This is a genomic window from Suilimivivens sp., assembly GCF_037359455.1.
Lineage (GTDB): Bacteria > Bacillota > Clostridia > Lachnospirales > Lachnospiraceae > Suilimivivens > Suilimivivens aceti.
The window spans coordinates 12,674-34,386 of the sequence record NZ_JAXXXI010000025.1; the positions used below are offsets into that span (position 1 = coordinate 12,674).

18 protein-coding genes are annotated in these 21,713 nt (G+C 45.4%); 17 read left to right on the forward strand and 1 reads right to left on the reverse strand.

Annotation, left to right across the window (positions count from 1 at the left end; all coding sequences use genetic code 11):
* The 8 genes from WJQ40_RS03220 to cls all read left to right on the forward strand — a co-directional run bounded on the left by WJQ40_RS03220 (position 1) and on the right by cls (position 10,426).
* Positions 1-1,653, forward strand: coding sequence for a galactoside ABC transporter permease (locus WJQ40_RS03220; RefSeq protein WP_337537867.1), 1,653 nt, complete (start codon positions 1-3; stop codon positions 1,651-1,653).
* A gap of 170 nt (positions 1,654-1,823) precedes the next feature.
* Entirely contained in the window at positions 1,824-3,428 is a 1,605-nt protein-coding gene (locus WJQ40_RS03225; RefSeq protein ID WP_262575169.1) for a response regulator, read from the forward strand.
* A 2-nt stretch (positions 3,429-3,430) separates the two neighbouring features.
* Positions 3,431-5,254, forward strand: coding sequence for a sensor histidine kinase (locus WJQ40_RS03230; protein WP_337537868.1), 1,824 nt, complete (start codon positions 3,431-3,433; stop codon positions 5,252-5,254).
* Positions 5,251-6,231 carry a substrate-binding domain-containing protein gene (locus WJQ40_RS03235; protein WP_337537869.1) on the forward strand — a complete coding sequence of 327 codons (981 nt, stop codon included), beginning with the start codon at positions 5,251-5,253 and terminating at the stop codon, positions 6,229-6,231. Before WJQ40_RS03230 ends, WJQ40_RS03235 begins: the two co-directional genes overlap by 4 nt.
* Positions 6,232-6,265: 34 nt before the next feature.
* Positions 6,266-7,309 carry a galactose ABC transporter substrate-binding protein gene (locus WJQ40_RS03240; RefSeq protein WP_337537870.1) on the forward strand — a complete coding sequence of 348 codons (1,044 nt, stop codon included), beginning with the start codon at positions 6,266-6,268 and terminating at the stop codon, positions 7,307-7,309.
* Between the two features lie 73 nt (positions 7,310-7,382).
* On the forward strand, positions 7,383-7,946 hold the full coding sequence (locus WJQ40_RS03245; protein ID WP_337537871.1) for a DUF6553 family protein: 564 nt from the start codon (positions 7,383-7,385) through the stop codon (positions 7,944-7,946).
* 26 nt (positions 7,947-7,972) lie between these two features.
* Positions 7,973-8,788, forward strand: coding sequence for a pyridoxamine kinase (locus WJQ40_RS03250; protein ID WP_337537872.1), 816 nt, complete (start codon positions 7,973-7,975; stop codon positions 8,786-8,788).
* Between the two features lie 87 nt (positions 8,789-8,875).
* Complete coding sequence (cls, locus tag WJQ40_RS03255) at positions 8,876-10,426, forward strand: cardiolipin synthase (RefSeq protein WP_337537873.1); 1,551 nt, start codon at positions 8,876-8,878, stop codon at positions 10,424-10,426.
* Between the two features lie 97 nt (positions 10,427-10,523).
* On the opposite strand, the gene WJQ40_RS03260 is transcribed toward cls, so the two are convergent.
* Positions 10,524-12,959 (reverse strand): glycosyl transferase, encoded by a 2,436-nt coding sequence (locus WJQ40_RS03260; RefSeq protein WP_337537874.1) that lies wholly within the window; start codon positions 12,957-12,959, stop codon positions 10,524-10,526.
* A gap of 382 nt (positions 12,960-13,341) precedes the next feature.
* Between WJQ40_RS03260 and WJQ40_RS03265 the strand changes: the two genes are divergently transcribed.
* From WJQ40_RS03265 to WJQ40_RS03305, 9 genes are all read left to right on the forward strand, one after another.
* Positions 13,342-14,352, forward strand: a complete 1,011-nt coding sequence (locus WJQ40_RS03265; protein ID WP_337537875.1) for a LacI family DNA-binding transcriptional regulator — start codon at positions 13,342-13,344, stop codon at positions 14,350-14,352.
* Between the two features lie 80 nt (positions 14,353-14,432).
* Positions 14,433-15,881 (forward strand): ABC transporter substrate-binding protein, encoded by a 1,449-nt coding sequence (locus tag WJQ40_RS03270; protein WP_337537876.1) that lies wholly within the window; start codon positions 14,433-14,435, stop codon positions 15,879-15,881.
* Positions 15,882-16,001: 120 nt separating this feature from the next.
* Positions 16,002-16,895: a sugar ABC transporter permease gene (locus WJQ40_RS03275; protein WP_118798873.1), complete on the forward strand. Its 894-nt coding sequence runs from the start codon at positions 16,002-16,004 to the stop codon at positions 16,893-16,895.
* Between the two features lie 2 nt (positions 16,896-16,897).
* On the forward strand, positions 16,898-17,767 hold the full coding sequence (locus WJQ40_RS03280; protein ID WP_337537877.1) for a carbohydrate ABC transporter permease: 870 nt from the start codon (positions 16,898-16,900) through the stop codon (positions 17,765-17,767).
* Between the two features lie 146 nt (positions 17,768-17,913).
* Positions 17,914-18,072: a hypothetical protein gene (locus WJQ40_RS03285; protein WP_262575157.1), complete on the forward strand. Its 159-nt coding sequence runs from the start codon at positions 17,914-17,916 to the stop codon at positions 18,070-18,072.
* Positions 18,073-18,241: 169 nt separating this feature from the next.
* Positions 18,242-19,390, forward strand: coding sequence for a class I SAM-dependent RNA methyltransferase (locus WJQ40_RS03290; protein WP_337537878.1), 1,149 nt, complete (start codon positions 18,242-18,244; stop codon positions 19,388-19,390).
* Between the two features lie 11 nt (positions 19,391-19,401).
* On the forward strand, positions 19,402-20,451 hold the full coding sequence (locus tag WJQ40_RS03295; RefSeq protein WP_337537879.1) for an N-acetylmuramoyl-L-alanine amidase: 1,050 nt from the start codon (positions 19,402-19,404) through the stop codon (positions 20,449-20,451).
* Between the two features lie 5 nt (positions 20,452-20,456).
* Positions 20,457-21,083, forward strand: a complete 627-nt coding sequence (gene rdgB / locus WJQ40_RS03300; protein ID WP_337537880.1) for an RdgB/HAM1 family non-canonical purine NTP pyrophosphatase — start codon at positions 20,457-20,459, stop codon at positions 21,081-21,083.
* Positions 21,080-21,565: a metallophosphoesterase gene (locus tag WJQ40_RS03305; RefSeq protein WP_337537881.1), complete on the forward strand. Its 486-nt coding sequence runs from the start codon at positions 21,080-21,082 to the stop codon at positions 21,563-21,565. Before rdgB ends, WJQ40_RS03305 begins: the two co-directional genes overlap by 4 nt.
* Positions 21,566-21,713: the final 148 nt, after the last annotated feature.

Here is a 21,713-nt window from a genome sequence, read left to right on the forward strand (position 1 = left end):
ATGGCAAATGACAGAAAATATCTTTCGGCAGAGGAAGAAGCAGAGCTTTTACAGCCGATTGACGAATATATTGATAAGATACAAAAAAAGATCGATGCTCTGCGTGTAGATGGTTCTGATAAGGTGCAGGCATTGAAAACGCATATTGCCCTGATGAAGGAAGACAAAAACTATACAAAAGAGGAGCGGGCTGCGATCATCCGGAAGGATCAGGAAGCACTTGTAAAGGCAAAGGAAACGGAGGCTGCAAACAAGGATGAGGTTTCCAGGCTGATCAAGGAGGCAGAGGCTTATCTTGCCGCTCATTTTAATAAGGATTATTACGAAAAGGTAGCAGCGGGCTGTGAAGCCCAGAAGGAAGAGGAAAATGCAGAATATGCGAAGATCCGCGGACAGCTGAAGGCCGAGCATGAGCATACGCTTTCCGGACTGACGGACAGACAGGAGATCAAGGACGAAAAGTATGTATATAAGAACCGTCTGTATGATGCCCAGATGGTGCATGAATCCAAGCTTCAGGAGATCAAGGACAGAAGGCATGAAGCATATGTGCACAAGTATCATCTGATCGATCTGCTCCGTATGTCGAAATTCACCTTTTTACAGAAAAAGGCACAGAGCTTTGAAAACTACAAATACACCTTCAATACATCACAGTTTTTGTATAAGAACGGGCTCTATATCGTCATTATCATGATCTTTATTGCCCTTTGTATTATTACTCCGATGGTAAAAAATACACAGCTTCTGACGATGTCCAATATCCTGAATATTCTTCAGCAGGCATCACCCCGTATATTCCTGGCACTTGGAGTAGCCGGACTGATCCTGTTAACCGGTACGGATCTTTCCGTAGGACGAATGGTTGGTCTTGGTATGGTAACGGCAACCATTATTATGCACAACGGAGTCAATACAGGCGGGGTATTCGGCCATATCTTTGATTTTACAGGAATTCCTGCACCGGCACGTGCACTTCTTGCACTGGTTGTCTGCGTGATCCTGACAACAGGCTTTGCATCCATTGCGGGATTTTTTATGGCAAGGTTCAAGATGCATCCGTTTATTTCAACCATGGCAAACATGCTGATCATCTTCGGACTGGTAACGTATGCTACGAAGGGTGTGTCCTTCGGTGCTATTGATTCTGCTATCCCGGCGATGTTCATACCAAGGATCGGGAAATTCCCGACCATCATCCTCTGGGCAGTTGTTGCAGTTATAGTTGTGTGGTTTATCTGGAATAAGACAACCTTCGGTAAGAATCTGTATGCAGTCGGCGGAAACCCGGAAGCGGCAGCTGTATCCGGTATCTCCGTATTTGCAGTAACCATGGGAGCGTTTATCCTTGCAGGTATTCTTTATGGCTTTGGCTCATGGCTGGAATGTAACCGTATGATCGGTTCCGGCAGTGCTGCCTATGGACAGGGATGGGATATGGATGCCATTGCCGCCTGCGTTGTTGGTGGTGTATCCTTTACGGGTGGTATCGGTAAGATTTCCGGTGTTGTAACCGGTGTGCTGATCTTTACTGCACTTACGTATTCTCTCACGATCCTGGGTATTGATACAAACCTTCAGTTTATATTCGAAGGTATCATCATCCTGGCAGCTGTTACGCTTGATTGTCTGAAGTATGTAAAGAAGAAATAAACGAAGCCAAAAGGCAGGGAGAAGTAACCGGCATTGCAGAAGCCATGCATTGCAAAATCCACTGGATTTATAGTGGGAAATTTATGAAAAAAAGAGTATAATAAAAAAAGGTGGCACGGATTTATGATTCAGTGAATCCGTGCCATTTTGCAACGATATGGAGGGTACAGATGCTGACATATAAAGTACTTCTTGTAGATGATGAAGAAGAAGTTATGGATGTAATTGAACACAGGATATGCTGGAAGCAGATGGGGTTTGAAGTGGTCGGAAAGGCTCAGAATGGGGTAAAGGCACTGGAAATATCAGAGAAAATGCAGCCGGATGTTGTGATCACGGATATTAAAATGCCCTATATGGATGGATTGGAGCTCGCGCGTAATCTGAAGCAGGATAATCCGGATGTGCGGATTCTGATACTTACAGGATTCGATGAATTTGAATATGCCAAGGAAGCCGTACATCTTGAAATCGAGGAATATATCCTGAAGCCGGTTAATGCCAATGAGCTTTCGGATTGCCTGAAACGATTAAAGGATGCCCTTGATAAGGAGCGGGAAGAAAAACTGAATATCAGGAAGCTGGAGCAGTACTATACTGACTCCCTGCCGGTATTGCAGACGAACTTTTTCTGTTCGCTGATTGAAGGGCGGATCACGGAGGGCGAGATCCGTAAATTCATGGGTGCTTACCGGATTTCCCTGCCGGGACCATACTTTTGCTGTGCCGTGCTGCACATTTCAGAAAATCATGTTCCGGATAACATGACACCGCTCCTTCTGTCCGTATCAGTACAGAGAGAAGCACAGGAACGGTTTCAGGGAAAGTGGGACTGCAGATATTTTACCTACCTTGGAAACATTGTTATGCTGGTGAATCTTGAGGGAGAGAGCGGAATTACGAGGCTGACGGATGAGTGTGACCGTTTCTGCAAGTGGGCAGACCGCTTCTTCGGTGCGGTTGTAACCATAGGGATCGGGAAGGCATGTGAGGATTTACCGTCTCTTCGTTATTCCTACGAGGGGGCAAGGGAAGCTGTTTCCTACCGTGTGATCTACGGAGCCGGCCGTTCGATTAATATAGCGGACATTGCGCCCAAGGGACAGGAGCTTTCCATGCAGCCGGAGGATATTGATATGAACGGCGTATTTAAGGCGATCCATATCGGTGTACGTGAAGATATCGAGCGGGCAGTGCTTTCTCTTGTCGGTGAGCTTAAGGATAATGCAAAAACCATTACGCAGCATAATTTTACGGTTATGGAGATTGTCGGACATTTGTACCGCTTCTGCGGAAATAATTATATGAAATTTGAAGAACATACCGGTGAAATCCGGAATGCCTATGAGGAGATCCCGAGAATGGATAAGGCAGCATTGTCGGCATGGCTTGTAGGTGTGGCATTGTCGATCAGTGACGAGCTGAAAAATGCCAGAAATTCCTCACTTCGTTATCTGATCTCGGAGGCAAAAAATATTGTCCGCGATCGTTATGGGGATGCCGGGTTATCTCTGGATACGGTGTGCTCGGGTCTTGGTGTATCGAATTCCTATTTTTCTTCTGTCTTTAAGAAGGAAGCCGGTATCCCGTTTATCACGTATCTGACAGATTACAGGATGCAGCAGGCGGTCCGCCTGATCCTGGAAACAAATGAAAAAAGCTATGAAATTGCAGAGCATGTCGGATATGAGGATGCCAACTATTTCAGCTATGTTTTTAAGCGTAAATATGGAATGTCACCTTCCAAATACCGCACGGAGCATATAGGAAAATAAGTATGATGAAGAAAAAAAGAAAAGTGTCGGATATTCAGTCGGTCATCATGACGGTGCTTTCCCTGATGACCGTGATCACATCGGTATCCATGGGATTATTGCTTTATAACCGGTATGAAACTGCCATGCGCCAGAACGATGTCCGGGATGCGCAGAATCTGATGGAAACTATTGCAAATTCCATGGAACAGTATCTGAAGAATATGAGACAGATTTCTGATACCGTTAATTATAATATCATACAGGCATTTGATGTATCCAGTCCGGAGTTCAATCAGCAGCTCAGCCTTCTTTATGATTTAAATAAGGACAAGATACAGAGTATTGCGCTTTATGATATGGACGGGGAGCTGCTTGGGGCAGAGCCTGTTACGCTCCAGAAGAAGGGGGTAGAGGTCAGCAGGCAGTCCTGGTTTGAGAATGCGAAGGAAAAAATTGAAAATATGCATTTTTCAACACCTCATATGCAGGATCTGTTTCAAGATGATGCAAAGCGGTATCACTGGGTGATCTCCCTGAGCCGTGCAGTGGAAGTGATTGACGGAGACAGTCCGGAAAATGGGATCCTGCTGGTGGATATGAAGTATTCCTTTATAGAGGAAATGATGGATCAGATTAATGACAGAAGCAGAGGGCGATATTATTATCTGTGTGACAGGGAAGGAAAGCTGATCTATCATCCGTATGCCAACGAGATCAGTAACGGCCTGTTTCAGGAAAATTCCGGTCTGGCAAGCTGTAGTGAGGACGGCATATACAGAAATCTGCGTAGTCCGCATGGAGAGAAGCAGACTATAATAGTCAATACCATTTCCTATACCGGATGGAAGCTGGTGGGTGTTGTCATGCCTGATATCCGGACAGACAGCCTTGAAAAATTCCGGATTTATATGATCACTATTGTGATCATGCTGATCATGATGCTGCTTGTTGTTAACCGTATCGTGTCAAAAAGGATCTCCAGTCCGATCCTGAAGCTGGATGCTTCTGTAACGGCATACGAAGCGGGAGAAAAGCCGGATATTTACATCGGAGGCTCTTACGAGATCAGGCATCTGGGAGATTCTGTCCAGAAATCATATGAAGAGATTGAACGGCTGATGAAGGAAATTGTGGAACAGCAGAATGAGCGCAGAAAGAGTGAGCTGGCAGTGCTGCAAAGCCAGATTAATCCGCATTTCCTTTATAATACACTGGAATCCATTACCTGGATGATTGAGGGAAACCGGAATCAGGATGCGGTTTTCATGATCTCAGAGCTGGCACAGCTTTTCCGGATCAGTCTGTCAAGGGGAAAGACAATTATCCGGATCGGAGACGAGCTGCAGCATTGCAGAAATTACATGAATATTCAAAAATACCGTTACAGGGAACGGTTTGTAACCGAATATGATGTTTCCGAGGAGATTTATCCGTTCTGTACGGTAAAGCTTATCCTGCAGCCGATTCTGGAAAATGCCATATATTATGGAGTCGGGGATATGGACGAGGATGACCATCCCAGAATTCTTGTAAGAGGCTTTAAGAAGGATGAGGATATTTATCTGATGGTTTCCGACAATGGAATGGGAATGCGGCGTGAGGATGTGGAAAATATTCTGACGGATAATCAGAAGGTGCCAAAGCATGGCTCGGGAGTAGGGCTTATTAATGTACACACCCGTATACAGCTGATGTTTGGAGCCGGATATGGACTCGCGGTAGAAAGCGAGCCGGATGAAGGAACTACGGTTACCATTCACCTGCCGGCTATACCGTATACCAAAGAAAACTGTGAGCTGCTGGAAACACCGGGAAAACCATCCAGAAATGAAGGTGAAGCATGAAAAGAACCAAAATGACGTTTCTATTGTCGGAAATCTGTCTCCTCATAATGCTGCTGCTTTGCATGCATCTGATTTTTTCTGATGAAAAGCCGCAGAAGAGGGTGGCGGTCATCGTTGAAAAATCCGGCGATGAAAAATGGGATTCTTTTATTAACGGTCTTAAGCAGGCAGCGGAGATCAGGAATATCCATCTGATCATCTGCAATACTGATGAAATTGAAGATGCACAGGAAGAGAAGAGCCTGATCTGCGAGCAGCTGGATAATCAGGTGGATGCCTTTATCGTGCAGGCGGCGCCCGGGAAGGATACCGGGGGGATGCTTCGGGAAATCCGGTCACAGAAGCCGGTGCTGCTGGTTGCCAATGATGTACTTAAGGAACAGGAGAACGGGAACAATCCGCCGCAGTATCAGGAGCTTCCGGTCGTGATGCCGGATAATTACAGTATGGGCTATGCACTGGGAGAGGATCTGCGAAGCAGGAATGATATCCGTGGGAAAAAAATCGGAATTGTAAGTGGATTTGAGGAAACGGAGTGCAGCAGAGAGCGTGAAGAGGGGGTATTGGAGGCTCTTTCGGACAGTGGCTGCGAAATCCAGTTCCATATTTATACAACCTATGACATGGCGGTTACGGAGAAGCTCAGACAGGAGAGGACGGTTGATTATCTGATCGTGCTTGAAACAGGTGCACTGGAGCAGATTGCAGGGATGTATGCACAGGAAAGCGAGGACCGTCCTGGGATTTATGGAATCGGGAACAGTATCAGGTGTGTGTACTATCTGGATGAAGCTTTGGTAGAGGGGCTGGTTGCTGCAGATGGATATGATATGGGATATCAAAGCGTCCTGGAAATCTCCGGGGCACTGGGGAATCAGCTGTATGCCATGAAAAACCGGGAAACGGATTATCGTCTGCTGCATAAGGAGGATATTTTCAGGGAAGAGGTGCAGCAGTTTCTCCATACATATGATTAGGCATATGGAAGAGAGGGGGTAGCAGGTATATTGTATGGAAAGGGAGGTTGTCATGAAGAGTAAGTGGAGCATATTTGTGCTGGCCTGCTGGGTGCTGTTGTGTCTGACAGGATGCGGCGGCAATCTGGAAACACAAAGGAGTGTTCTCCGGGTCGGAGTAGTACTTTATACGCAGGACGACCCTTTTATCAATGCACTCACGGACTGCCTGAGAGAGGATCTGGAGGAATATGAGACGGATTCCCTGAAAATAATCATGACAGTGCGGGATGGCAAGAACGACCAGAGACTCCAGGATGAGGTGGTAGAGGAAATACTTGATGCAGGCTGTGATATCCTTGTGGTCGATCTGGTGGATCGGACGGAGCCCTCGAATATCATTAAGATGGCCAAAAAGGAAAACATACCGGTTATTTTTTTCAATCGTGAACCGGTGCGGGAGGATCTGATGCAATGGGACAGGCTGTATTATGTGGGTGGAGATGCGAAACAGTCCGGTACGATGCAGGGAGAAATTGCGGCAGAGGTGATACGTACTGATCCGGCAGTGGACCGTAATGCAGACGGAAAGATCCAGTATGTTCTTCTCGAGGGCGAAACCGGACATCAGGATGCGATCATACGGACGGACAGTGTGGTAAAAACCCTTCAGGAACAGGGGATCACTCTGGAGAAGCTCAGCTATCAGTTTGCTAACTGGAACCGTGGACAGGCTGAAAACAAAATGACCCAGCTTATTCACCTCTATGGGGATGAGATCGAGCTGGTATTATCCAATAATGATGAGATGGCGATAGGTGCGGTTGCTGCATATGAAGCATCCGGATATCCGAGAGAGGATCGTCCGGTCATTTTCGGGATAGATGGATTGGACAGCGCCCTTTCGGCTATCCAGAACAATTCGATCCAGGGGACTGTTTATAATGACAAAGAAGGACAGGCCGGACAGATTTCGCGTCTGGCAATGGATCTGTTCCTGGACAGGGAGCCTGAGGACTACGATTTTGAAAATGAACGGTATATTTTCCTGCCGTACCAAAAGGTTACGGCTGCCAATGTAGAAGAGTTTCTGCACTAAAGAAGAAGTGCAGTAAATGGTGAATAGAACCCGCCGGAAGGCGGCTGTTTATCAGCGGAAAGGAGAGAGGGACATGGAGGATTGGCTTAAAAGCTTTTATACACAGACGGATCCGGTAAAGAGACAGCAGCTGCTTTCGGAAAATGTAACGGAAAAGGAAGCAGATCAGCTGCGAAAACAGCTCTTCGAAGCAAGATATGGTAAGGGAAAGCCACGGAAGGATGCATTTATGGGCTGCCTGATGAATCTGAAATACATTGTGGAGAGCGGAGGCATGGACTGGGGCGGCAGGAAGAAAAAGCTTGCGGTGGAAGTCATTCACGACTTGGGAATATTCGAATTTGAACAAAAAACAGAAACCGAACAGGAGCTTATCCGCCAGGAGCTTAAGAATACGTGCAGAACCTATATTGAGGTCAGCACCAGTGGACGTGGCTTTACCTCTGTTATCTTTGGGATGGGACAGCTATCGGACGAAGGGATTGCCGGGAAGATCGCAGAGCAGCTGAGCCGGCTGGCATTTGATGCACCGCACATTCTCCGGATGGAAAAAGAATTTGAGCCGCTGCAGAGGGCTGCAGTCGAGGCTTTCCGCGAGATTTACCCGGATCGTGAACATTTTTTGAAAAAAAGGTAATTTGAAAGGAGCTGAGATAACAGCTTATGCAGAAGAAAATTGCAGCGATTAATGATTTGTCCGGTTATGGGAGGTGCTCGCTCATGGTAGCGATTCCTGTGATCTCCCATATGAGGCTTCAGTGCTGTCCGGTGCCCACATCTATACTGTCCAATCATACAGGATATCCGGAATATTTTTTTGACGATTATACGGAAAAGCTTCCGGCATATCTGGAAATGTGGAAGAAGCTGGATCTGAAATTTGATGGGATCGTATCCGGATTTCTTGGCTCTGCCCGTCAGATTGATATGGTGGAGAGCTTTATCAGGGACTTTCGCAGGGAAGATACTGTTGTGGTAGTGGATCCGGTGATGGGGGACCACGGCTCAATCAGCAGTGTCTATACAGAGGAAATGTGTCTGCTGATGCGTAAGCTGGTATCTCTGGCAGATATTGTGACGCCAAATCTGACCGAAGGGTGCAGGTTAACCGGTGTGCCCTACCGGGATCATGGATGGACACGGAAGGAGCTGTTTGGGATGGCAGAGCGTCTGACGGAGTACGGACCAGAAAAGGTGGTGATCACCGGGATCCCACAGGGAGAGTTCATTGCCAACTTTATGTATGAAAAGGGCAGAGAACCCAGGATGATCAGAACACACCGTGTTTTCGAGGAGCGCTGCGGTACCGGGGATCTGTTTGCATCCATTATCGTAGCAGATGCGGTAAACGGGGTAGAATTCGGACAATCCGTGCGCAGAGCCTGCCGGTTCATTAAGAAGTGTATGATCAAAACAGCAGAGATGCAGATTGAGCCAAAAAACGGTGTGTGCTTCGAGGAGCTTCTGCATCTGCTGTAGCATAGTCTGGTAATGCTTGCCATAAACAGTAAAAAAGGTGTATGCTTAACAGGTATTACATATATTGTGATGGAAAGGACATAGTCTATGAAGCGTTTTATCAATTGTGCTTTTAAGATCATATTCAGCCGTACCCTGTTTATCATTCTGATGATCCTGGTACAGCTTGCAGTGCTTTGCTTTGGGTTTACCAAGCTGGGAGAGAGCTTTTCCTATATCACGGAGGGAATGAGCCTTCTGGGGGCATTGCTTGTTATTTTTATTGTAAACAGAGATGGCGCACCGGAATTTAAAATGACATGGTGTATTCTGATATGCCTTTTGCCGGTATTCGGCGCATTGATCTATCTCTTTGTAGAGCTGAATCTGGGCGGGATCGGTCTGAAGGCCAGGACTTACGTAAGACTGAAGGAAACGGAAGGACTGCTGTTTGCCACGGAGCGCACGAAGAAGGCGGTAGCAGGGAGCCAGGCGGATTTCAGGGGCTTTGCCCGTTATATGGAGGGAACCGTGGGCTTTCCGGCATACCAGGGCTCGGAAGCCGTATATTATCCGTCTGGGGAAGACAAATTTAAGGATCTGCTGAAAGAGCTGCAAAAGGCGGAGAGGTTCATTTTCCTTGAGTATTTTATCATGGAAAGAGGTATCATGTGGAATGCCATACTGGATATCCTGAAGGAAAAGGTAAAGCAGGGTGTGGAGGTCAGGGTCATGTATGACGGCATGTGCTCGATCATGCTTCTGCCCTACGGATATCCAGGGGAACTGGAGAAGTACGGGATCAAGGCCAAGATGTTTGCTCCGATCATGCCGTTTCTTTCTACGAATCAGAATAACAGAGACCACAGAAAGATCGTGGTGATTGACGGAAAAGTTGCATTTACCGGAGGAGTCAATCTGGCAGATGAATATATTAATGAGAAAGAGGTATATGGACACTGGAAAGACACAGCTGTCAAGATCACGGGGGAGGCAGTCAGAAGCTTTACTGTGATGTATCTGCAGATGTGGCATGTATCAGAGAACGGTGCAGCTGATGAATATGAGAAGTATCTGCAGAATATAGTGTTTGATAAGCCGCTAAAGGATGACGGCTTTGTCATTCCTTATGGAGAGATGCCGACAGTTCCGACAGAGGTGGCGAAAACAGTCTATGAATCTCTCTTTAATACGGCTAAAAAGTATGTCCATGTGATGACACCCTATTTCATTGTAGAGCAGGAATTTTTTGACACTATGCGTTATGCGGCGCAGCGTGGGGTGGAAGTGAAGATGATCCTGCCGCATATACCGGATAAGAAGATCGTGTACTACATTGCAAGGAACTATTATCCAAAGCTTCTGGAGGCAGGCATTCAGGTGTATGAGTATACGCCCGGTTTTGTCCATGCCAAGGTATTCTCCGTGGATGGCAGCAGTGCTACGGTTGGTACGATCAACCTGGATTACAGAAGCTTTTATCACCATTTTGAATGTGGCTGCTATTTTTATGACAGTAGTGTCATACAGGATATTGAGGCCGATTTCCAGAGAACATTGGAGGACTGTCAGGAAGTAACGATGGAATATTATAAGAAGCTGCCACTGTATCAGAAGCTGATCGGTACACTGTTCAAGCTGATTGCACCGCTGATGTAAAGCTGTCAGGCAGCTGCTGGCAAAGCAGAAGCTGAATATGGAAATGAAAAGAGGATCGCCGCAGCGGTCCTCTTTTCTAACCTGAAAAACATTAATATTAACCCATTGTTACAACAACATCATAGGTTTCCTTACCCTTTACATAAGGGATAACGCAGCCATCAACGGGCTTTCCGTCAACGGTGATGCTCTTGATGCCCTTTTCTACATTGTCAGGGTTTACGACCTTGATGTTGTAGCTTCCTTCACGGAACTGTCTTGTCAGTTCGAAATCACCAAAGCCCTTGGGAACACAGGGATTGATGCTCAGCCCCGTGTGAGTAGGATATACACCGAGGATGTACTGGGATACATTGACGAAGGTCCATGCAGCAGTACCGGTCAGCCAGCTGTTCTTAGCCTCACCAAAGAATTTGGCATCAGCACCGGCAACCATCTGGGAATATACATAAGGCTCAGTTCTGTGAACCTCGCTGATATCTTCGATGTAAGCAGGACAGGTCTTCTTGTAGATCTCGAAGGCTCTGTCACCTCTGCCGATAACGGTTTCTGCGATGGATACCCAGGGGTTATTATGGCAGAAGATACCGGCATTCTCTTTATATCCGGGCGGATAAGAGGAAACCTCACCAAGCTCGACATGGTATCTGGTGTAAGCAGGCTGGAGAATCATGACACCATACTTGGTATCCAGCTTTTCCTTTACGGAGTTCAGAGCCTTTTCTGCAAGGCCTTCCTTCACACCGACACCTGCCAGAACACAGAAGCCCTGGGGCTCAATATAGATCTGACCCTCTTCACATTCCTTGGAACCAACCTTGTGGCTGTAAGCATCATAAGCACGGACGAACCATTCACCGTCCCAGCCATCCTTTAAGATAGCGTCATACATAATGGCAACTTCTTTACGCGCTCTTTCTGCTTCAGCAGTATCGCTCATCAGCTCGCAGAGCTGTGCATATTCTTCGCCGTATTTTACAAACATACCGGCAATGAATACAGACTCAGCAACAGGTCCTTCGCTGGGACCAAAGGTCTGGAAGGATTCACCGGGATGCTCGGAGAAGCAGTTCAGGTTCAGACAGTCATTCCAGTCAGCGCGGCCGATCAGAGGAAGCTTGTGAGGACCCTTGTGGTTTACAATGTAATCAAAGGAACGTTTCAGATGATCCATCAGAGGTGTTGCAACGGATTCATCATTATCAAACGGAACCATATCTGTCAGGATCGTAGTATCTCCGGTCTCTCTTACGTAAGCGCTGGTACCTGCAATCAGCCACAGCGGATCATCATTGAATCCGCTTCCGATATCAGAGTTACCCTTCTTGGTAAGAGGCTGGTACTGATGATAAGCACTTCCGTCCTGGAACTGGGTAGAAGCGATATCGATGATTCTTTCTCTTGCCCTGTCTGGGATCAGATGCACGAAACCGAGCAGATCCTGGCAGGAATCACGGAAGCCCATTCCACGGCCGATTCCGGATTCATAATAGGAAGCAGAACGGGACATATTGAAGGTTACCATACACTGATACTGGTTCCAGATATTTACCATACGGTCAACCTTATCGTTGGATGACTTCACAGTGTACTTGGAAAGCAGCTTCTTCCAGTAGTCATTTAATTCAGCAAATGCCTTCTCAACATCAGCATCTGTCTTATATCTGTCAAGCATAGCATAAGCACGGGTCTTGTTGATGACACCGTAGGATTCCCATTTTTCTTCTTCAGGATTCTCGATATAACCAAGAACGAAAACGTAGGACTTGGTCTCACCGGGAGCCAGAGTGATATTTAACTGGTGGGAAGCGATAGGCTGCCATCCGCTTGCCATGGAATTAGTGCAGGCACCCTTTTCTACTGCTTCGGGTTCATAAGCACCTCTGTAGGAACCAAGGAAAGCCTCACGGATCGTATCGAAGCCTGCGATCTCTGCGTTTACAGAGTAAATAGCGTAGTGATTTCTTCTCTCTCTGTACTCGGTCTTGTGGAAGATGGTAGAACCTACAACCTCTACTTCACCGGTACTGTAGTTACGCTGGAAGTTCCGGCTGTCATCGTCAGCGTTCCAGAGACACCATTCTACATAGGAAAATACAGAAAGGGTCTTCTCTTCAGAAGAATTGTTGGTAAGCTTTAACTGGCTTACCTCACAGGTATCATTCATAGGAACAAAGGTAAGAACAGAAGCCTGAACATCATTCTTGGATGAAGTAAAGCGGCTGTAGCCGATACCGTGACGGCATTCATAGGAGTCCAGATCTGTCTTGACCGGTTCCCAGCCGGGATTCCAGATGGTATCTCCATCTTTAATGTACAGATATTTACCGTTGATATCCATGGGAACATCATTGTAACGGTAACGGGTCAGTCTTAACAGCTTGGCATCCTTATAGAAGGAATAACCGCCGCATGTGTTGGATATCAGACTGAAAAAATCATTACAGCCCAGATAGTTGATCCAGGGAAGCGGGGTTTTTGGTGTGGTAATCACGTACTCGCGATTCGCATCATCGAAATAACCAAATTTCATAGCTTCTTCTCCTTATTTAATTAGTAGTATGTATTGAGTGGATATGATTTGTGAAATATTACTTAACGCTCCGAAAATGGGATTCGAAAACGATTAAGTAGTCTCTATGAACCAAATTATACATAAAACAATGGTATAATGCAACTACAAAATTGTGCAATTCGTAGCATGGTATCTCATAAAATGATATTGCTTACCTGCAAAAAGCTGCATTATATAGGTAGAAAGAGTAAATATGGAACCGAAAAAGGCGTAAAATTGGGAGAAGTATAAAAATTGCCTAAAAAAATTTAAAATAAGTGTTGCAAAACTATAAAAGATGTTATATTATAAAAGCACGAAAACGATTAAGTGTTTTACGAAGGTTTTGGGAGTTGCAGCAATGGTATCGATGAAGGATATTTCAGTGGCTTGCGGTGTATCGATAGCAACTGTGAGCAAAGCACTGAATGATCATAATGACATCGGTAGTGAAACGAAGCAACATATCAAGCAGGTTGCCAAGGAGATGGGGTATTTACCAAACTCAGCAGCCAAGGCACTGAAAACAAACCGTACATATAATATTGGAGTTTTGTTTTCGGATGATAATCACAGCGGACTGACACACGACTATTTCGCTTTTGTGCTTGACAGCTTTAAGAGCACAGCAGAGAGAAAGGGATATGATATCACCTTTATCAATGTCAGCAGGAGCAAGGATCGCAGGATGTCGTATTTGGAGCATAGCAGATACAGAGGCTTTGATGGAGTTGCAGTTGTATGTGTGAACTTCTACGATCCAGAAGTGGAAGAGCTTGTCAAAAGTGAAATACCGGTAATAACCGTAGATCATGTTTTCAACAATAGAATATCGATTGTGTCCGACAATGTGAAAGGTATGAGAGATCTTCTTACCTATATATATAAACAGGGACACAGGAAAATCGCCTATATCCACGGTGTGGATTCTTCCGTAACACGGAACAGGCTTTCCAGCTTTTACCATACGGCAGAAGAGCTTGGACTTTATGTGCCGGATGAATATGTACTGGAAGCTCCTTACAGAGATGCGGCAGCAGCGAGGATCATGACAGAAAAGCTGCTTGATCTGAGAACACCACCAACCTGCATCTGCTATCCGGATGATTTTTCAGCATTCGGCGGTATGAATGCGATTATGGAAAGAGGACTTAAAATACCGGAGGATGTATCTGTTGCAGGGTACGATGGCATCCGGGCAGGAATGCATATCGAGCCGCAGTTGACAACGATTAAGCAGGATACTGCGAGACTTGGCAGATGTGCAGCAGAGAAGCTGATCAGCCTGATCGAAAGACCAAAGAGCACAATTATTGAGCAGGTAATTGTGGAAGGAAAGGTGCTTGAGGGAAGATCAGTCGGAAAGAGATAAGGCATTTTCGGAAGGCAACACTTCCGTATATATAAATGCAAAGAAACAATTTCACACAATTCAAAGGGAGGATTTAAGTAATGAAAAAGAAATTACTTAGCGCTCTGCTTTCAGTAGCTATGATCTCCAGCTTATTAGTTGGATGCGGTTCCAGCGCAGATACTACTGAGACAACAGAGACAACCGAAACAACAGAAGCTACTACAGAAGAAGCTCCTGCAGCAGAAGAAACAACAGAAGAAGCAACAGATGAGACAGCAGCAGCTGGCGACGAAATCACCTATGCTGGCGAGCTCGAGATCATGCACTATTCAACATCAGAGGAATCTGAAGGTAATGGTGGTTCTGATGGTTTCCGTACCGTTCTTGCTGAGTGGGACGAGGCTCATCCTGACATCACATTAACACAGAACGTACTTGCTAACGCTGAGTACAAGACACAGATCGCTACACTGGCTGCAGCAGATGACCTTCCGGATGTATTCTTACTTCAGGGTATGAACACAATCGCTTGGGCTGATCAGGGTCTGGTTTATGATTTAACAGAGGATATCAAGTCTTCACCTTACTACGCTGATTACAATACTTCTTACTTCGCACCTTTCACAGTTGACGGTAAGATGTATGGTTACCCTGTTCTTACAGGTGGTACATGTACAGTAGTTATCTATGATAAGGCAATGTGGAAGGAAGCTGGCTTTGATGCATTCCCTACAACATGGGAGGATGTTGAGAAGGCTTCTGAGTACTTCAACGAGAAGGGCATCACAACTGTTGCATTTGGTAACGGTGGTAAGTGGCAGGCTAACTCAGACTTCCTGTCAACACTTGGTAACAGATACACAGGTCCCGACTGGTTCATGGGTCTGATCGCTAAGAGTGGTTCTGCTTTCACAGATGACACATTCGTAGCAGCTCTTACTGAGACACAGAGACTGTTCCATGACACAAAGATCTTCAATGAAGACTTCAACGCTGTAACAAACGAGGATGCTCGTGAGTACTATATCTCTGGTGATGCTGCTGCATTCATCGGTGGTAACTGGGATGAGTCCTATATCGCAGCTACATTACTGGCAAGCAATGAAGAGAAGTACAACAACATCGGATTTGCAGTTCTTCCTCAGCCTGCAGATGCAACATATGCTCCTAACTCACAGAACATTGGTCTTGGATATGCTGTAGCAATCAATCCTAAGGTTGCTGATGATCCTGAGAAGTTAGCAGCAGCTATCGACCTTGCTGAGTATGTAACAGGTCCTGCATTCGCTAACTTTGTAGCTACAAACTATGCTCTGGGCGGACTTACAAAGGTTGCTGACGTTGACCTGAGTAACTTCGATCAGATCACACAGGATTTCTACAACTGGTCTTACATTGATACAGAGACATGTGAAATCTATGACTCCTATATTTCAAGTGCTGTTTGGGATGTATTAAATACAGACCTTCAGACAATGATGAATGGTGATATGACACCTGAAGATGTTGCTGCAAATGCACAGGCTGCATACGAAGCAAACTACTAAGATAGGATGACTGGCAGGGGCACAGCTCCTACGCAGTAATAAAGAGATAACTCTTAACCGTTCTGCCTACCTTGTGCAGGCAGAGCGGTTTTTTAAAGGAAAGAGAGGGCGTTACATAGCATGTTAAATTCCATAAAACCTAAAGCACGAACCGTGTTTCTCTATCTGATAGTTCCGGTTGTCTTTTTTGTATTCACTGTATTTGTTCCTTTGGTAACCGCATTCGTTTACAGCTTTTTCGAATGGAAGGGTGGCCCCAAGAAGACTTTTATCGGAATTGATAATTATGTACAATTATTTCATGATGCAACATTCTGGCAGTCGTTCGGCCATAACATTTACCTTGTTATCGCCTGTATCATAGGTCAGATCGGTATTGCATTTATTATGGTTATGATCGTGAATTCCAAGGTTGTTAAACTGAAGGGAATCCACAGAACCTTCGGATTCTTCCCCAGCACGATTTCTGCAGTATGTCTGGGCTTGATCTGGAATATGATCTATCACAACCAGTATGGTATCATCAACTGGTTTTTAAGACTTATCGGCCGTGATGATCTTTGTAAGGTATGGCTGAATGAGCCGAAGCTGGTAATGCTTCTGGTTTCCATTCCTCTGATCTGGCAGTATATCGGATATTACATGGTAATTATCCTTTCAGCGATTTCCTCTATTGATACGGAAATCTTTGAAAGTGCTGAGATCGATGGAGCGAACGGGGTACAGAGAGCACTTTATATCACGCTTCCCCTGATTAAGAATACTATGCTTGTATGTATTACCCTTTGCGTAGCAGGTAATATGAAGGCATTCGATAATATTTTCGTTATGACCAAGGGTGGTCCTGGTACGGCATCTATGGTTATGGCAATGTATGGTTACCAGATATCCTTCAACCAGAGTAATATGGGATACGGAAGCTGTATTTCCGTAGGAATCTTTGTTCTGGCTATGCTGGTTATCGGTGGATCACAGGCACTTGTTAAATTACTCACACGTGAAAAGGAGGCGTAAAAATGTCAACACATACTCAGGCAGTAGCGAAACCGCATCCGATCCGTAAGGGTATTCTTACAGTAGTGCTGAACTTTATCTGTATTGTATTTTCCCTTACCTGTATCTTCCCTATCGTCTGGATGATATATTCATCCCTGAAGGAGAAGAGAGTATTTAATGCAGATATCGTCGGACTTCCGAAGAATCCGACGTTGGTCAATTATATCAGAATCTTAGGTAACTCTGATTATCATCTTGGTGAGTCCATGATGAACAGTGTACGTACCACAGCAATTTCCATTGTGCTGATCGTAGCCTTCAGTTTTGTTGTTGGATACATTCTTGCAAGAGTCCGTTTCAAGCTGAACCGTCCTCTGTATGTAATGTTCCTGATGGGTATGCTGATCCCGATCCACTCACTGCTTGTACCTATTTATGTAGTATTCAAGAAGTGTGGGATTTCCGATCAGTGGTATACACTGCTGTTACCATATGTTTCCTTTGCACTTCCCATGGGTATCTTCCTTGTGGAAGGCTATGTAAAGAGTATTCCGGTTTCACTGGAAGAAGCTGCAGCCATTGATGGCAGTGGATTTTCCTATACACTGTGGCACATTATTCTTCCGATTTGTAAGCCGATCCTTGTAACAGTAGCTATCATTCAGGTATTTGGCTGCTGGAATGAATTCTCATTCGCATTAGTACTTATGAAGAACGTACATCTGCAGACAGTACCGCTTGCACTGACACAGTTCAAGGGTCAGTTCGCATCCGACTATCCGAAGCAGATGGCAGCTATGCTGATCACCATGTCCCCGATCGTTGTGCTGTACTTTGTATTCAGTAAGCAGATCATCAAGGGAATGGTTGCAGGTGCTGTTAAGGGTTAACAGCTATCTGTCCTCTTTAACCTGTAACATTTTAAAATCCTTCCATGGTTTTCCATGGAAGGATTTTTTTTAAAAATTTAATGTATAAAAAGGCAGAAAGCGGAAAATACTACTCCTGTAACCAATCAGACAGGAGGTAATCGTAAATGTCAAAGAATGAGTATAACCATAGTCAGGATAAGAATTCGCAGAACAGGAATTCCCAGAATAAGAACTCTGAGAATAATTCCCAGAATTCTTCCAAGAACAGCCAGAAGAACAGCTCTAACTGTTCTGATAACAGCAAAAACCGCAGCGAATATTAAAGTGTCTGCTGGAAAGGGGCTGTGCATGAAAGGTGCACAGCCCCTTTTTCAGTAAGATGGCAAGACAGATATGGGGAAAAAGATACAAAAATTTCTTATAATTCAGTATATTCAAGCTTTTTCATATGTGGTATACTCCTTATTAGAATGAAAAATGGCGGTATTTAAAATGAAAACGTACGAATTGATTGCACCCTGTCACTTTGGTCTGGAGGCTGTTCTGAAAAGAGAGATCATAGATATAGGATATGACGTTACGCTGGTTGAAGATGGCCGGGTGACCTTTACAGGGGATGCGGAAGCCATTTGCAGGGCGAATATCTTCCTTCGCAGTGCAGAAAGGATCCTGCTTAAGGTGGGCAGCTTCATGGCGACAACCTATGAAGAACTGTTCCAGGGAACCAAAGCACTTCCGCTGGATGAATTTATTCCTGCAGATGGCAGGTTCTGGGTGACCAAGGCAGCCAGTGTGAAAAGCAGGCTGTTCAGTCCCTCTGATATACAGTCTGTTATGAAGAAAGCAATGGTGGAGAAGCTGAAAGAGGTTTATCATACTGAATGGTTTGAAGAGAATGGTGCAGCTTTTCCGTTCCGGGTATTCCTGCTAAAGGATCAGGTTACAGTAGCACTTGATACGACAGGAGATTCTCTGCACAAGAGAGGATATCGGAAGCTTACGGCCAAAGCACCTATTGCGGAGAATCTGGCGGCATCCCTGATCATGCTGACGCCCTGGAAAGGGGATCGTATCCTGGTTGATCCTTTCTGTGGAAGCGGGACCTTTCCGATAGAGGCCGCTATGATGGCAGCTAATATTGCACCCGGCTGGAAACGGGATTTTACGGCAATGGGATGGACACATCTGATTCCGGGAGAAGAATGGAAATATGCCAGGGAAGAGGCCGGAGATGGGATCATTACAGATATTAAGACAGATATCCAGGGGTATGACATAGATGATAAAATGGTAGAGATCTCCAGGGAAAATGCCCGTCTTGCGGGAGTGGATCATCTGATCCATTTTCAGAGAAGAGGAGTTGACCAGCTAAGCCATAATAAAAAATATGGTTTTATCATTACGAATCCTCCTTATGGAGAAAGACTGGAGGAAAAGGAAAAGCTGCCGTCTCTTTACCGGACGATCGGAGAGCGCTTTAAGGCGTTGGATTGCTGGTCACTGTATCTGATCACAGCTTATGAGCAGGCTGAGGAAGCGCTTGGACTGAAGGCAGCAAAGAACCGTAAGATCTACAATGGTATGATGAAGACATATTTTTATCAGTTCCCAGGACCCAAACCAGCTCTACGTAAAGGATGAGGGAAAACGGCATGCGGCAGGAACTGATGAAAAAAACAACCATATGCTGTATCTGCTTTTTTGTGATCACCATGGGAACCATTATTTATCTGTCTGTACATAAAGTAGTGACCATAGAAGGGGTTGCACAGGACGAAGTAGCAGGTGAAACAATCGCTACCGGGAATGAATCCCATGCTCTTGCTTTCCAGCCTGGGGAAGCTGACAGCAGTTATCTCCGGATACCGTTGCCGGAAGGATGCAAAGCATCGGACATCACGATAGAGAACCATTATATGGATCAGGAGCTTTGGATCTATGTACCAGGTGGAAACGAGGATTTTTACAGGGAAAATGTTCTTTCTGGAAATCATCAGATGATCAATGCGGGAAGCTTTGATCTGGTACAGGGCGGGATCGTTCTCAATTTACAGTTGACAGGGATTTGTGAATGTCGTACCATTTTGGAAAATGAAAATCTGTATATCAGTTTTCTGACGCCCAGAGAGGTTTATGACAGGATCGTGGTGATAGATCCTGCGTATGGAGGAAGGGAAGAAGGAGCAGTCAGAAATGGACTGAAGGAAAAGAATGTCGTTCTCGCTGTAGCCAGAGCTCTGAAGGAGAAGCTTGATGGAGAGGACATTAAGGTATACTATACCAGGATGGACAATATCTATGAGGATGAATCAGACAGGATCATCCTTGGAAATGGCGCGAAGGCAGATATGTACATACGCATTGAAACGGCGTGCGGGGAAGCTTCTGAGGAGTATGGGATAAGGGCACTTTATAATGGTACATATTTTATCCCGGGATTTGGAAATATAGAGCTTGCAGATACGCTGGAAAGAGAAGTGACTGTGTCGGTCAGCGGAAAAGCACAGGGTCTGCTGGAGGAGCCGGATCCGGATAGTGTATTGTATCAGCTGACAATACCGGCAGCAACAATCCAGGTTGGTTATCTGAGTAATGCACAGGAGGCCAGACTCCTCTCAAGAGAAGATTATATTAGAAGGATCGCAGATGGTATTTATCAGAGTATCATGACGGTCTATGAAATGCAGGAGAAAAACGGGTGACAGCTATGTACAAGATTATTTTTGCAACAGGGAATGAAGGAAAGATGAAGGAGATCCGCGAGATTCTGGATGGACTTACCTTTTTTGGGGAAAAGGTACAGATTTTGTCCATGAAAGAGGCAGGGATCGATATAGATATTATAGAGGATGGGACAACCTTTGAAGAAAATGCCATGATCAAGGCAAGGGCTGTGGCAGGGGCTGCGAAAGAAGCAATCGTGCTTGCAGATGATTCCGGGCTTGTGATCGATTATCTGAATGGGGAGCCAGGCATTTATTCAGCCAGATATCTTGGCAAGGACACTTCCTACCGGGTTAAGAATGCCAACCTGGTACAGAGGCTTGAGGGCGTTCCGGATGAAAAGAGATCTGCAAGATTCGTATGTGCCATAGCGGCAGTGCTGCCGGATGGCAGGGAACTGTCAACAAGAGGAACGATTGAGGGAAGGATCGGCTATGAGGAAAAGGGATTGAATGGATTTGGATTTGATCCTATCTTTTATGTGCCGGAGATCGGAAAATATACGGCAGAGCTGTCGGATGAAGATAAGAACAGGATCAGCCACAGAGGAAAAGCACTCAGGGCAATGAGAGAAGAACTGGAAAAGGAACTGGAGAAGAAACTGGGATGAAGATACTGATTGTTAGTGATACTCACCGCCACAATGAAAATTTTTTGAAAGTACTGGAAAAAACAGGACCGATCGATATGCTGATCCACTGTGGGGACGTGGAGGGCAGTGAATATCTGATCGCCAGCAGTGCAGGATGTCCTGTACAGATGGTCATGGGAAACAACGACTTCTTTTCTGATCTTCCACGGGAAAAGGAATTCCAGATCGGAAAATACAAGATATGGCTGACCCACGGACATACCTACTATGTGTCTATGGGAGATGAGAATATCAAGAGGGAAGCGAGAGAACGGGGCATGGATATCGTCATGTTCGGACATTCTCACAGACCCATTGTGGACATTGATAAAGATATTATAGCGGTTAATCCGGGAAGTCTTACTTATCCAAGACAGGAGGGCAAAAAACCTTCTTATATTATTATGGAACTTGACTATAAAGGAGAGGCACATTTTACGATCTGTTATCTGGATGAATGATAGGTGACGGACACGGCTCAGGAAGCCAAGGGAGACAAAGAAGCAGAGCTGAGAAGAGAATAAAAATAAAAAGGATCCATTGGATCCTTTTTTAATGAGCCACCCGGGACTCGAACCCGGGACAACTTGATTAAAAGTCAAGTGCTCT